A 12,965-nucleotide genomic window follows, 5' to 3' on the forward strand; every position below is an offset into this window, starting at 1 on the left:
CGTCAGGGCCTGCGGACCTCGAAGAGGAAGCAGCCGAACTCGGTGGCGCGTACGTGCACGAGGGCGGCCCGCGGGTCGGCGAAGGCCTCCGCCAGGCCCGCCTCCAGAGCCGCGTCCGCTTCCTCGTCCAGGAAGAGGGCGCGGCCGCCGAGGATGCGGCCTCCGGCGTCGTAGCGGCGGACCGTGCGCAGGACCCCGGGCCGGGCGAAGGGGTGGCCCTCGTCCCCGGCCGGGCCGCCGCAGTCCTCGGCGTGGATGAACACCGGGCCCTGTTCGTCGTACGCGCCGGGGTCGACGCCCGCCTCGGCCGCCCAGCGGCGCAGCGGCGCGTACGAGACGAGCGCGATCCACTCCCCGCGGCGGCTGCGGCGCAGGCAGCAGCGCAGCGGGGCGCCGCCCTCGGGGTCCTCGTACGGGACGCAGGGGCGGCCGGCGTCGTCGCGCTCGCGCAGGGCGGCGAGGGTCGCGGGGGCGATGGGGCGCACGGCGTGGAGCGCCGGTCGGGGCGCGGATCGTGTGGTCATGCGGCCAGAGTGGCGGTCCGGATCCGCAGAAGCTGGCGGAAATCGGACGTCGCGTTTCGCCCGTGGATTACTCGCGGGCGCCCGGTCGGCCCCACGTGGAAGTATGGCGGGGCAACGTCACCATCAAAGGAGATGACCGCGTGCCTGGCACGAATCTCACCCGTGAAGAGGCTCAGCAGCGGGCGAAGCTGCTCACCGTCGACTCGTACGAGGTCGAACTCGATCTCAGCGGTGCGCAGGAGGGCGGCACGTACCCGTCCGTGACCACCGTGCGGTTCCGGTCCGCCGAAGCCGGCGAGACCTTCATCGACCTGGTCGCCCCGGCCGTGCACGAGGTCGTCCTGAACGGCAAGTCGCTGGACGTGGCCGAGGTCTTCCGGGACGCGCGCATCGCGCTGAACCACCTCGCGGCCGGCGACAACGAGCTCCGCGTCGTCGCGGACTGCGCCTACACCAACACGGGCGAGGGCCTGCACCGCTTCGTCGACCCGGTCGACCAGCAGGCCTACCTGTACACCCAGTTCGAGGTGCCGGACGCGCGCCGCGTGTTCGCCAGCTTCGAGCAGCCCGACCTGAAGGCGACGTTCCAGTTCACCGTGACGGCCCCCGAGGGCTGGACGGTCATCTCGAACTCCCCGACGCCCCAGGCCGCGGACGTCAAGGACAACGTCTGGCGCTTCGCGCCGACGCCGCGGATCTCCACGTACATCACGGCCCTGATCGCGGGCCCTTACCACTCGGTGCACAGCTCGTACGAGGGCCCGAACGGCCAGTCGGTGCCGCTCGGCATCTACTGCCGCCCGTCGCTGGCCGAGTTCCTGGACGCGGACGCGATCTTCGACGTGACCCGCCAGGGCTTCGACTGGTTCCAGGAGAAGTTCGCGTACGACTACCCGTTCGCCAAGTACGACCAGCTCTTCGTGCCGGAGTTCAACGCGGGCGCGATGGAGAACGCGGGCGCGGTCACCATCCGCGACCAGTACGTCTTCCGCTCGAAGGTGACGGACGCGGCCTACGAGGGCCGCGCCGAGACGATCCTGCACGAGCTCGCGCACATGTGGTTCGGCGACCTGGTCACCATGGAGTGGTGGAACGACCTGTGGCTGAACGAGTCGTTCGCGACGTACACCTCGGTCGCCTGCCAGGCATCCGCCGAGGGAACGAAGTGGCCGCAGGCGTGGACGACCTTCGCCAACTCCATGAAGACCTGGGCGTACCGGCAGGACCAGCTGCCGTCCACGCACCCGATCATGGCCGACATCCGTGACCTGGACGACGTCCTGGTCAACTTCGACGGCATCACGTACGCCAAGGGCGCCTCGGTGCTCAAGCAGCTCGTCGCGTACGTGGGCACGGACGCCTTCTTCCGGGGCGTGCAGGCGTACTTCAAGGCGCACGCGTTCGGGAACACCCGTCTGTCGGACCTGCTGGGCGCCCTGGAGAAGACCTCGGGCCGCGATCTGACCGCCTGGTCGAAGGCGTGGCTGGAGACGGCCGGCATCAACGTCCTGCGCCCCCGCGTCGAGACGGCCGCGGACGGCACGATCACGGCGTTCACGGTCAGCCAGGAGGCCCCGGCGCTGCCCGTGGGCGCGAAGGGCGAGCCGACGCTGCGCCCGCACCGCATCGCGATCGGCCTGTACGACCTCGACGCCGCCGGCAAGCTGGTCCGTACGGACCGCGTCGAGCTGGACATCGACGGCGCGCTGACCGAGGTTCCGGAGCTGGTCGGCCGGGCCCGCCCGGCCGTCGTGCTGCTGAACGACGACGACCTGTCGTACGCCAAGGTCCGTCTGGACGAGGTCTCACTGGAGAACGTCACCGCGCACCTGGGCGACTTCACCGAGTCGCTGCCGCGGGCGCTGTGCTGGGCCTCGGCCTGGGACATGACCCGTGACGGCGAGCTGGCCACGCGCGACTACCTCGCGCTGGTCCTGTCGGGCATCGGCAAGGAGTCGGACATCGGCGTCGTCCAGTCGCTGCACCGCCAGGTGAAGCTGGCCCTGGACCTGTACGCGGACCCGGCGTGGCGGGATCAGGGTCTGGCGACCTGGACCGAGGCCGCGCTGGAGCACCTGCGCGGCGCCGAGCCGGGCAGCGACCACCAGCTGGCGTGGGCCCGCGCGTTCGCGGCGACGGCGCGCACCGAGGGGCAGCTGACGTTCCTGTCGGCGCTGCTCGACGGTACGGCCGAGGTCGAGGGCCTGGTCGTGGACACGGAGCTGCGGTGGGCGTTCCTGGAGCGCCTGGTCGCCACGGGTGTCCTGGGCGACGCGGCCATCGACGCGGAGCTGGAGCGCGACCGTACGGCGGCGGGCGAGCGCCACGCGGCCACGGCGCGGGCCGCGCGTCCGACGGCCGAGGCCAAGGCGGAGGCCTGGGCCTCGCTGGTGGAGTCCGCGGACCTGCCGAACGCGGTGCAGGAGGCGGTGATCGGCGGTTTCGTCCAGACCGACCAGCGCGAGCTGCTGACCCCGTACACCGAGAAGTTCTTCGCGGTGGTCAAGGGCATCTGGGACGAGCGCAGCCACGAGATCGCCCAGCAGATCGCGGTGGGCCTCTACCCCTCGCTCCAGGTCTCCGAGCAGACCCTGGCGGCGACGGACGCCTGGCTGGCCTCGGCGGAGCCGAACGCGGCGCTGCGCCGGCTGATCTCGGAGTCCCGCTCGGGCGTGGAGCGCGCCCTGAAGGCCCGCTCCGCGGACGCGGCGTCGGCTTCCTGACCCGCCCCCGCCCCGCAGCCTGACCTCCGGTGCCCCCGTCCCGCTCCCGCGGGCCGGGGGCACCGGTGTGCGGTCACGGATTGCGGTGCGCGGCCACGGTGCGCAGGGCCGCCAGGACCCTGGAGACCGCCGGGGCGGATTCGCCGCCGCGCCGGGTGGCCGCCAGGACGTGGCGGGTGGGGCGGTCGTGGACCAGGACGCGCACCGCCACCCCCGAGGCCCGGCTCGACACCATGCGCGGGACGAGGGCCACGCCCATCCCGGCCTCGACCATGGCCAGGATCGCGGTCCAGCCGGACGCCGAGTGCGCCTGTTCCGGGACGAAGCCGGCGGCCTCGCAGGCGTTGCGGGCGATCTCCTGCCACGGGCCGCTGCCCCCGTAGATCCACCGGTCCCCGGAGAGGTCCGCCAGCCGCAGCGCCGGCGCCGCCGCGAGGGGGTGGTCCGGCGGGAGGGCCACGTCGAGGGGGTCCTCCAGCAGCGTGATGCGGGTGAACCGCGGGTCCCGGGCGGTGGGGGCGTGCGCCGCCAGGGAGAGGGCCAGGTCCACGGCGCCGGCGGCCAGCAGCTCGTACGACTGCGCCGCCTCGGTCTCCCGTACGCGCACCTCCACCCCGGGATGGCTGCGCCGCAGCGCCGCCACCGCCGGGACCACCAGCACCGGCACGGCCGTGGAGAAGGCCCCGATCCGGACCTCCCCCACCTCCCCCGCCAGATAGCCGGCCAGCTCGGCGTCCGCCCGCTCCAGCTGCGCGAACACCGCCTCCACGTGCCGCAGTACGAGGTGCGCCGCGTCCGTGAGCCGGACCCGGCGTCCCTGCGCCTCCAGCAGCGGCACGCCCACCTGCCGGGCGAGATTGGTCAGCTGCTGCGAAACGGCCGAGGGCGTCATGTGCAGCGCCTCGGCCGTCGCGGTGACGGTCCCCCGGTCGGCGAGGGTCCGCAGGATCCGCAGCTTCTTGATGTCCCACTCGGTCATGGACCGAACCTACCGGCGGGCCCCCAGGCTCACGCCGCCGAGGATCAGCGCCATGCAGAGCAGCTCGGCCGGGCCCGTCCGCTCGCCCAGCAGGAGGAGGCCGAGGCCGGCGACGCACACCGGCTGGAGGTAGTAGACGACTCCCGCCCGGGCCGCGCCGATGATCGAGACGGCCTTGTTCCAGGCGAAGAAGGCGACGGCCGAGGACATGACGCCGACGTAGAGCAGCATCCCGCCGGTGCCCGGTGTGACCTCGAAACCGCCCTGGACGGTGAGGGACACGGCGTAGGCGGGGGCCAGCATCAGCGCGCCGAGCACGAAGGTGGTGATCAGGAAGGCCGGTCCGCCGAGCTCGGCGGGCTTGCGCTTGAGCAGCGCGCTGTACGTGGCGAACGACAGCGCGGCGGCGAACATCCACAGGTCGCCGGCCCCGAAGTCGACGTCGAGCGAGCCGTCCCCGACGAGGAGCAGCACCCCGAACGCGGCGAGCAGCAGTCCGAAGGTCCGCCGGACGCCGAGCCGTTCGCCGCCGAGTCGGGCGTACAGCGCCATGACCACCGGTGAGGCGGCCATGATCATGCCCATGTTGGAGGCGGAGGTGGTCAGTCCGGCCTGGTGGACCAGCGTGTTGTAGAGGGCGACGCCGAACAGCGAGGCGAGGGCGATGAATCCGAGGTGGCGGCGGATCAGCGCCCGCTGCCGCCAGGCCTGGCGGGCCGCGAAGGGGGCGACGGCGAGGGTCGCGATGATCCAGCGCCAGAACACGGCCTGGACGGGCGGGACGCTGTCGGCCATCCCCCGGGTGGCGACGAAGCTGCCGGACCAGACGACCGTCGCGACCAGGGCGAGGAGGAGGCCGAGTCCGGTGGACCCCTTGGCCGCCCCCCGGCTGCCGGGCGTGTGCTGTGCGACGGTACGGACCCTGTCCATGACGGCCACGGTGTGTCTCCCCCTCGGGTGCTGGTCTGATCAGGTCTGACCTGAAGTGGTTCTACCGTCGCACCGGTACATCCGTGAGGTCCATCGAAATGTTTCGATCGTTCTCTTCAGTAGAACTGAAAGGTTCCACCTTGGTGCCGGCGGCGAACAGCTGGCCCGCGACCGTGGCCCCGAAGGCGATCGCCATGCCCAGCACCTGCACCGGGGAGAGCGCCTGCCCGAGGGCCGCCCAGCCGATGGCGGCCGCGGTGAGGGGGGAGAGCGGACCGAGCAGGGTGACCGAGGTGGCGGTGAGCCGGCCGATCCCGCGGAACCAGAGCCAGTACGCGATGCCGGTGTTGATCAGCATCATGTAGCCGTAGCCGAGGAAGGCCTTGCCGTCGAGCGCGGGCGGCGCGCCCTCGACCAGCGCCGCGACGGGGATGATGACCAGCCCGCCCGCGGTGAGCTGCCAGCCGGTCAGGGCCAGCGGGCCGACCCCCTCCGGACGTCCCCAGCGCTTGGTCATGACCGTGCCGGCGGCCATGGAGGCGGAGGAGACGACACCGGCGACGATGCCGACGAGGTCCAGTCGGGCCGCCGCGGTCAGGACCACCATGCTCACGCCGAACGCCCCCGCCACGGCGGCGAGTACGGTCCGCAGCCGCGCCCGCTCCCCGAGGACGAGGGCGGCGAGCGCGACGACGAACAGCGGCCCGGCGGAGCCGAGGACGGCCGCCACCCCGCCGGGGAGCCGGTAGGCGGAGAGGAAGAGCAGCGGGAAGAAGGCGCCGATGTTGAGGGTGCCGAGGACGGCGGACTTCCACCACCACGCGCCGGTCGGGAGCCGACGGGCCAGGGCCGTGAGCAGCAGTCCGGCGGGCAGGGCCCGCATGACCCCGGTGAACAGGGGCCGGTCGGGCGGGAGCAGTTCGGTGGCGACGGCGTAGGTCGAGCCCCAGGAGATCGGGGCGAGGGCGGTCAGGGCGACGGTGGCGAGACGCTTCATGGCGGGTGACTCCTCGAACGGATGAGGAACGCGGGACGGAAGAGGTGGGGCGGGCGGGACCGGAGCCGACCCGGCCGGGCGGCTCAGAGCGCCGGGGCCGGAGCCGGCTTCGCCCCCGGGCTCCGCGGGGCCGAGGCGGCCGCCACGGCCGACGGCCGCGGGTACACCGCCTCGGCGGGCAGTCGGCGCTCCAGCCGGACCAGGGCGAGGGCGGCCCCGGCGGCGGCGAGGGCGAGGACGGCCCAGGGCAGCCGGCCGTCGACGGCGAGCAGGGCGGTGAAGAGCGAGGGGGCCAGGGCCGAGGCCAGCGAGTGGGAGACCTGGTAGGTGGCCAGGTAGCGGCCGCGCACGGCTTCCGGGGCGGCGGAGACCGACAGGGCGCCGCTGGAGGGGCTGTGCACCAGCTCGCCCAGGGTGTAGACGACGACGATGACCATCAGGGAGACCAGGGTGGCGCTCTGCCCGGGGCGCAGGGTGCCGAGCACGATCTGCCCGGTGAAGGCGGCGGCGAAGAGCAGCGCGCCGAGCGCGGCGGAGCGGGTGCGGCGGGCTCCGTGGCGGCGGACCCGGCCCGCGACGAGGACGCCGATCCCGGCGCACAGGACGGTGTTGAGGGTGAAGGCGGCTCCCGTGAGGGAGTCGGGCCCGTGCAGCCAGGTGGCGATGTAGAGCGGGAAGAGCACGGACAGGGCGGCGTAGCCCAGCGCGGTCAGGAAGTTGGCGGCGGTCAGGGCGAGGAAGGGCCGGTCGCCCAGGACCATCCGGTAGCCGGCGGCGGGCCGCCCGGCGCCGGCCGGCGGCGCGCCGTGCACCCGGCGGACCCGGCGGACGAGCAGTCCGGCGAGGGCGAAGGCCAGTGCGTTGCCCCAGACGGTATAGGTGAAGGCGGCCGTCCCCCACAGGGCGAGCACTCCGGAGACGATCAGGGCCCCGGCGCCCATCCCGGCGTTCTGCAGGGCGCGCAGCGAGGCCTGGAGCCGGTCCCGGTCGGCGCCGCGCGCGACCTCTCCGATCAGGGACTGCTGGACCGCGGGGAAGGAGCGGTCGGCCAGGGCGGTGACGAGGGCGACGGCCGCGAAGGCGGCCAGCGAGCCGGCGAAGGGGTAGAGCGCGAAGCCGAGGGCGCGGACCCCGTAGAGGGCGAGCACGATCCGCCTGGCACCGAACCGGTCGACGGCCGAGCCGGCCAGCGGGAGGAACGCCAGCCCCGCCAGGCCGGTGACGGTCATCACCAGGCCGACGAGGGCGAAGGAGAGGCCGGTGACGTGGTGGAAGAAGACGAGCGAGAACGGGACGTACATCCCGGTCCCGACCGCGCTGACGCCGGCGCCGGCGAGCAGGGACCGCTCCCCCGCCACCGTTGCTCCCCTGGACATGTCCATCGCTTCCCCCCAAGTAGGTCGATGACAAGTAGCTTACTCCTAAGCTACTTTTCGTCAAGCAACTTTCTTGCGAACTACCGGAGGGAGACTCGATACTTGGGGGCATGACCGAGGCCAGCAAAGACGCCGTCGACGCGATCATCGACCAGTGGCACGCCGTGCGACCCGACCTGGAAACCACCCCCATGGCCGTCTTCGGCCGCATCTACCGGATCGCCCGGACCGTGGGGGACGCGGTGGAGCGGGCCTACGCCCCGTACGGGATCTCGCGCGGCGAGTTCGACGTCGTGGCCACGCTGCGCCGCTCCGGCGCCCCGTACACGCTCTCGCCGCGCCAGCTGTCGGCCACGCTCATGCTCACGACGGGCGGCATGACGGGGCGCCTGGACAAGCTGGAGAAGGCGGGCCTGCTCTTCCGCACGCCCGATCCGCACGACCGGCGCGGGCTGCGGGTGACGATCACCGACCGGGGGCTCGCCCTCATCGACGAGGCCGTCGCGGCCGGGCTGGAGGTGCAGCGCGCCGCGCTCAAGGGGCTCGGCGAGGAGGAGGTCGCCGTCCTGGGGGGCCTGCTCCGCAAGCTGACGGCCGACGTCCAGGGAGCCTGACGCGGCCCCGCGAAAGCACGACGGAGCGCCGGAGGTCCGCACCGGAGCCGGGAAGGCAGCGGTCTGCGGACCCCCGGCGCTCCGGAGGTCTGATGGCGGCAGACCCCTAGCGGGGCCGGCCGTTCAGCCTGTTCAGTTGGCGGTCTGCCGCTTGTCCGACTTGTCGAGGACCATCACCAGGCCCGCGATGACCAGGAACAGCACGATCGGCGTGGCCACGTACAGGCCGAGCGTCTGGGCAATGCTCAGGCCCGGGCCCGGGTCGTCGCCGTCGTCGCGGGCCACCGCGAGGGCGGGAGACGTCATCAGCAGCATCATCAGCGTCGATCCGGCCGTGACGGCGCCGGCGCGCAGAGCGTTCTTCTTGTCCACGGTGCAAACGTAGCGAACACCTAAACGCCGCGCGCGCCCGGGGGTGCCGTACGGGCACCCGCCCCCTCCCGCACCGCGCTCAGCAGGGCGTTCGCCCGGGGCGAGGCGGCCAGTGCCTCCAGGGTCAGCGGCCGTCCCGCCGAGTCCGCGAGCGGAAGCCGCCAATTGGGGTACTGGTCCCAGGTCCCCGGCAGGTTCTGCGGCCGCCGGTCCCCGACCGCGTCGGGCAGCCATACGCCGACCATCCGGGCCGGGGTGCGCAACAGGAACCCGTACAGGGCCCGTACGGCGGCCTCCTCGCCCTTGGTGTCCAGACCGAGCCCCTCCAGTACGTCCAGCCACTGGGCGGTGTCGTCGGCGTCCTCGGCGCGCTCCTGCTCCAGCGGGCGGGTCAGCAGGCCGAGCCGGTCGCGCAGTTCCACGTGGGAGCCGGCCAGCTTGGCGGCGGTGGGCGGCAGGTCGTGGGTGGTGGCGGTGGCCAGGCAGTCGGCGCGCCAGGCCGCGGGGGCGAGGGGCTGCCCGTCGCCCGCCCAGTCGCGTTCGAACCAGAGGACCGAGGTGCCGAGCACCCCGCGCCGGGCCAGTGCCTCGCGGACGCGCGGCTCCACCGTCCCGAGGTCCTCGCCGATGACGAGGGCACCGGCCCGGTGGGCCTCCAGGACCAGGACGGCGAGCATCGCCTCGCCGTCGTACGAGACGTACGTGCCGTCGGCGGGCGGCGCGCCCTCCGGGATCCACCAGAGCCGGAACAGGCCCATGACGTGGTCGATGCGCAGGGCCCCCGCGTAGCGGAACACCCCGCGCAGCAGCGCTCGGAACGGGGCGTACCCGGTGGCCGCGAGCCGGTCGGGCCGCCACGGCGGCAGCCCCCAGTCCTGGCCGCGCGCGTTGAAGGCGTCGGGCGGGGCGCCGACGGAGACGCCCTTGGCGTAGAGCGGGGGCCCGAGGGTGTCCGAGCCGTGGGGGTGGACCCCGACGGCGAGGTCGTGCACGATGCCGACCGGCATCCCGGCGTCGCGGGCGGCCCGCTGGGCGGCGGCGAGCTGGGCGTCCGTCAGCCAGACCAGCCAGCGGTGGAAGTCGGCGGGCCGGCCGTCGCGCGCGCACCAGGCGGCGTGCCGGTCGAGGGCCTCCCCCTGCTCGGCGCAGAACTCCCGGTACTCCCTCTCGCGTCCGGTGCCGCGCGGAACGGCGTAGAGCAGTTCCAGCGCCCGGCGCTTCACCTCCCACACCGCGTCCCGGTCGATCAGCGCCCCCTTCTCCAGCACCTGCCGGCGCAGCTCGGCGCCCTGCTCGGCGAGTTCGGCGAGGGCGTCGCGCTCCGGGCAGTCGGCGTACTCGGGGACGTCCTCGACGCGCAGGTGGACGGGGTCCGGGAAGCGCCGCGAGGAGGGCCGGTACGGGCTGGGGTCGGTCGGCGTCCCGGGGACGGCGGCGTGCAGCGGGTTGACCTGGACGAAGCCGGCCCCGTGGGTCCGCCCGGCCCACCGCGCGAGCGCGGCGAGATCACCGAGGTCGCCCATGCCCCAGGACCGCTCGGAGAGCAGGGAGTACAGCTGGACCAGCACCCCGTGGGCCCGCCCGCCCCCACCGGGCGCCCGCTCGGGGGCCACGATCAAGGTGGCGTCCCCGGTCCGCCCGTCGGGGGTCTCGGCGCTCAGCCGGTGCACGCCGAGGGGCGGCACCGCACTGCGCCCGCCGGGCTCCCAGCCGCCGGCTTCCCCGCCCTCCAGGCCGATCCGCGTACCGGGAGGCAGTGCCGCCAGCTCCGTCGGCGGCTGCGACCCGGCCCACCACACCAGCACGGGCGGCAGCAGCCGCCGGGAGACCTCGCGCCCGGCTTCGGCCAGCTGCTCCCGTACGGCCTCCGGGGTGGAGCAGTCCACGCCCAGCTCGCGCAGCACGGCGGCGACGGTGGCCTCCGGGACCCGGACGGTGACGTCCTCGGCGGGCTTGTAGGTGGTGGCGACTCCGTGCAGGGCCGCGAGCCGGGCGAGGTCGTCCATGTGAGTACCTGTGTCCCTGTGTCTAGGCGGGCGTGGTCGGTTCGCTCGTCAGCGGCGTCACCCCGGCGAGCGGGGGCTCACTGGTCAGCGGGGCATGGGCGCAGCCGGCGAGCGGGGGCTCGCTGGTGAGGGGCCCCTCGGCGGGCCCGGCCTGCGCGGGCAGGTGGGCGGGGAGGGGGGTGCGTGGGATGCCGGGTGCGGTGTCCACGGGCGGTTGCTCCTTTGTCCGTACGGGGCGTGAGGGTGGATCAGGAACCATGGAACACCGCCGGGGAACATCGCAGCCATACCCCGTGTGCCGCGCCGCATTCCTGGCGTATCCCGTCAGAACCCCCACGGCCGCGGGCGCGGGGCACGCTCCTTCGCCGGCGCGGGCGTGCCGGCGCCCGAGGCCGGGTTCGCTGCCGGGGCCGGGGCCCGGACTCCGGGCGCGGCGGCGCCCGGACAGGACCCCGGGACCGGGCCGGGGACCTGGCCCGGCCCGGGGAACTGGACCCGGGGCCCCCGGGCTACGACGCCGCCGCGCCGATGCGGTCCAGGGCCGCCTCCGCGCCGTACGGTTCCAGGTACGGCATCCAGCGGGGGTCACGGTGGCCCGTGCCGATGATGCGCCAGGCCAGGCCCGACGGCGGAGCGGGCTGGTGGCGCAGGCGCCAGCCCAGCTCCAGCAGGTGGCGGTCCGCCTTGACGTGGTTGCACCGCCGGCATGCGGCGACCACGTTGTCCCACACGTGCTGCCCGCCGCGGCTGCGCGGGATCACGTGATCGACGCTGGTGGCGACCCCGCCGCAGTACATGCAGCGTCCGCCGTCGCGGGCGAAGAGCGCGCGGCGGGTGAGAGGAACGGGCCCCCGGTAGGGGACCCGCACGAAGCGCTTGAGCCGGACCACGCTGGGCGCGGGGACGACTCTCGTCGCGCTGTGCAGAAAGGCGCCGGATTCCTCCAGGGAGACGGCTTTGTTCTCCAGGACGAGGACGAGCGCGCGGCGGAGCGGTACGACGCCGAGCGGCTCGTACGACGCGTTGAGGACCAGGACGTGCGGCACGGACTGCCTCCTTGTACGTCGGCGGCGCGTGGCTCGCGCCGGGACGATCTGCTCTCCAGTCTCCCCTTACGGCTGGTCGAAGCGCCACCACGCGCCCGTAACGGGTCCGAGGTGTTTTCAACCACACCCGCTTCATCCCCAGGTGAGTCCGGTCTCTCCCTCGAACACGGCACCGGGGACCCCCGAACGCCCCGTTAGTGTGGATGGCCTGCCCCGCACACCCCTTTCCGCGGGCAGACCGCTATACCTGGAGGTTCCCGTCGTGCCCTGGCCTGCCGCCCTGCTGCCCCTGGCAGCCGACACCCCGGACCCGGCCGCTTCCGTCAAGGAGGCCCACGAGAGCGTCACGAACGCCGCCAGTTTCATCGAGGAGAACTGGGCCGGATGGCTGTACCTCGGCCTGAAGATCCTGCTGATCCTGGTGATCGCGGCCGCGCTCCGCTCGCTGGTCCGCAAGTCCCTGACCAAGCTCATATTGCGCATGAACCGCGGTGCGGAGGCCGTCGAGGGCATGGCGCTCGGCGGGCTCCTCGTCAACGCGGAGCGCAGGCGGCAGCGCTCGGAGGCGATCGGCTCGGTCCTGCGTTCGGTGGCCTCGTTCCTGATCCTCGGCACGGCCGGGCTGATGGTGCTCGGTGCGCTGGGCATCAATCTGGGCCCGCTGCTCGCGAGCGCGGGTGTGGCCGGTGTGGCGATCGGTTTCGGTGCGCGGAACCTGGTGACGGACTTCCTGTCCGGCGTGTTCATGATCCTTGAAGACCAGTACGGCGTCGGCGACAAGATCGACGCGGGAGTGGCCTCCGGCGAGGTCGTCGAGGTCGGCCTGCGCGTCACCAAGCTGCGCGGGGACAGCGGCGAGATCTGGTACGTCCGCAACGGCGAGATCAAGCGGATCGGCAACCTCAGCCAGGGCTGGGCGACGGCGGGTGTGGACGTCCAGGTCAAGCCGTCGGAGAGCCTGACCCACATCCGCGAGGTGGTCAAGCACGTCGCCGAGGGCCTGGCCAAGGAGTCCCCGTGGGACGAGCGCCTGTGGGGTCCGGTGGAGGTGCTGGGCCTGGACGAGGTGCTGCTGGCCTCGATGACGGTGAGGGTCTCGGCGAAGACGATGCCGGGCCAGCAGTTCGCCGTGGAGCGCGAGCTGCGCTGGCGGATCAAGGAGGCCTTCGACGAGGCCGGTATCGGGATCGTCGGCGGCCTGCCGGCCGCCGGGGGCGAGGAGGAGGCGGCCGACCCGTCGGCCGCCGTGGCCGCGCCGTCGGCGCTCGCGAACCCCGCCTCCCCCCAGTCCCTGGCCACCGCCCCGATCCCGCCGTCCGTCGGCGCCCCCCGGATCACCAAGTAGCCCTTTTCCCCCTCCCGCTCCCACCGGCTGCCCCCGCAGGTTCATTTCTGCGG

The 12,965-nt window shown here is 73.6% G+C and carries 12 protein-coding genes; 3 read left to right on the plus strand and 9 right to left on the minus strand.

The window, feature by feature from the left end; genetic code table 11:
• Positions 1 to 2: 2 nt before the first annotated feature.
• A complete protein-coding gene (locus tag ACS04_RS26930) occupies positions 3 to 524 on the minus strand; it encodes a DUF1203 domain-containing protein (protein ID WP_048479373.1) in 522 nt (173 codons plus the stop codon).
• 140 nt (positions 525 to 664) lie between these two features.
• Between ACS04_RS26930 and pepN the strand changes: the two genes are divergently transcribed.
• Entirely contained in the window at positions 665 to 3,247 is a 2,583-nt protein-coding gene (pepN, locus tag ACS04_RS26935; RefSeq protein ID WP_048479374.1) for an aminopeptidase N, read from the plus strand.
• Between the two features lie 73 nt (positions 3,248 to 3,320).
• Here pepN and ACS04_RS26940 read toward each other — a convergent pair whose 3' ends face one another.
• The 4 genes from ACS04_RS26940 to ACS04_RS26955 form a co-directional block, all read right to left on the minus strand.
• A complete protein-coding gene (locus ACS04_RS26940; RefSeq protein WP_048479375.1) occupies positions 3,321 to 4,226 on the minus strand; it encodes a LysR family transcriptional regulator in 906 nt (301 codons plus the stop codon).
• A 9-nt stretch (positions 4,227 to 4,235) separates the two neighbouring features.
• Complete coding sequence (locus ACS04_RS26945) at positions 4,236 to 5,165, minus strand: DMT family transporter (RefSeq protein ID WP_398022773.1); 930 nt, start codon at positions 5,163 to 5,165, stop codon at positions 4,236 to 4,238.
• Between the two features lie 52 nt (positions 5,166 to 5,217).
• Entirely contained in the window at positions 5,218 to 6,153 is a 936-nt protein-coding gene (locus tag ACS04_RS26950; protein ID WP_048479376.1) for an EamA family transporter, read from the minus strand.
• A gap of 83 nt (positions 6,154 to 6,236) precedes the next feature.
• Positions 6,237 to 7,529, minus strand: coding sequence for an MFS transporter (locus ACS04_RS26955; RefSeq protein WP_048479438.1), 1,293 nt, complete (start codon positions 7,527 to 7,529; stop codon positions 6,237 to 6,239).
• Positions 7,530 to 7,639: 110 nt separating this feature from the next.
• On the opposite strand from ACS04_RS26955, the gene ACS04_RS26960 reads away from it, so the two are divergent.
• Positions 7,640 to 8,143 carry a MarR family winged helix-turn-helix transcriptional regulator gene (locus ACS04_RS26960; RefSeq protein WP_048479377.1) on the plus strand — a complete coding sequence of 168 codons (504 nt, stop codon included), beginning with the start codon at positions 7,640 to 7,642 and terminating at the stop codon, positions 8,141 to 8,143.
• A 132-nt stretch (positions 8,144 to 8,275) separates the two neighbouring features.
• On the opposite strand, the gene ACS04_RS26965 is transcribed toward ACS04_RS26960, so the two are convergent.
• The 4 genes from ACS04_RS26965 to ACS04_RS26980 all read right to left on the minus strand — a co-directional run bounded on the left by ACS04_RS26965 (position 8,276) and on the right by ACS04_RS26980 (position 11,567).
• The gene (locus tag ACS04_RS26965; RefSeq protein WP_048479378.1) at positions 8,276 to 8,515 is read right to left on the minus strand and encodes a hypothetical protein; all 240 of its coding nucleotides are present in this window, start codon (positions 8,513 to 8,515) and stop codon (positions 8,276 to 8,278) included.
• Between the two features lie 20 nt (positions 8,516 to 8,535).
• Positions 8,536 to 10,521 (minus strand): 4-alpha-glucanotransferase, encoded by a 1,986-nt coding sequence (locus tag ACS04_RS26970; protein ID WP_048479379.1) that lies wholly within the window; start codon positions 10,519 to 10,521, stop codon positions 8,536 to 8,538.
• A gap of 22 nt (positions 10,522 to 10,543) precedes the next feature.
• Positions 10,544 to 10,729 carry a hypothetical protein gene (locus tag ACS04_RS26975; protein ID WP_048479380.1) on the minus strand — a complete coding sequence of 62 codons (186 nt, stop codon included), beginning with the start codon at positions 10,727 to 10,729 and terminating at the stop codon, positions 10,544 to 10,546.
• A 301-nt stretch (positions 10,730 to 11,030) separates the two neighbouring features.
• Positions 11,031 to 11,567, minus strand: coding sequence for an HNH endonuclease (locus ACS04_RS26980; RefSeq protein ID WP_030159431.1), 537 nt, complete (start codon positions 11,565 to 11,567; stop codon positions 11,031 to 11,033).
• A gap of 262 nt (positions 11,568 to 11,829) precedes the next feature.
• Here ACS04_RS26980 and ACS04_RS26985 point away from each other — a divergent pair, with 262 nt between their 5' ends.
• A complete protein-coding gene (locus ACS04_RS26985) occupies positions 11,830 to 12,912 on the plus strand; it encodes a mechanosensitive ion channel family protein (RefSeq protein WP_209441788.1) in 1,083 nt (360 codons plus the stop codon).
• The last annotated feature ends 53 nt before the right edge of the window (positions 12,913 to 12,965 follow it).

The organism is Streptomyces roseus (assembly GCF_001044425.1).
GTDB lineage: Bacteria > Actinomycetota > Actinomycetes > Streptomycetales > Streptomycetaceae > Streptomyces > Streptomyces roseus.

Excerpts from the sequence above, each read along its gene's own strand:
- ACS04_RS26970 (WP_048479379.1), bottom strand. The coding sequence starts at position 10,521 with ATGGACGACCTCGCCCGGCTCGCGGCCCTGCACGGAGTCGCCACCACC.
- ACS04_RS26955 (WP_048479438.1), bottom strand. The coding sequence starts at position 7,529 with ATGTCCAGGGGAGCAACGGTGGCGGGGGAGCGGTCCCTGCTCGCCGGC.
- ACS04_RS26940 (WP_048479375.1), bottom strand. The coding sequence starts at position 4,226 with ATGACCGAGTGGGACATCAAGAAGCTGCGGATCCTGCGGACCCTCGCC.
- ACS04_RS26960 (WP_048479377.1), top strand. The coding sequence starts at position 7,640 with ATGACCGAGGCCAGCAAAGACGCCGTCGACGCGATCATCGACCAGTGG.
- ACS04_RS26950 (WP_048479376.1), bottom strand. The coding sequence starts at position 6,153 with ATGAAGCGTCTCGCCACCGTCGCCCTGACCGCCCTCGCCCCGATCTCC.
- ACS04_RS26930 (WP_048479373.1), bottom strand. The coding sequence starts at position 524 with ATGACCACACGATCCGCGCCCCGACCGGCGCTCCACGCCGTGCGCCCC.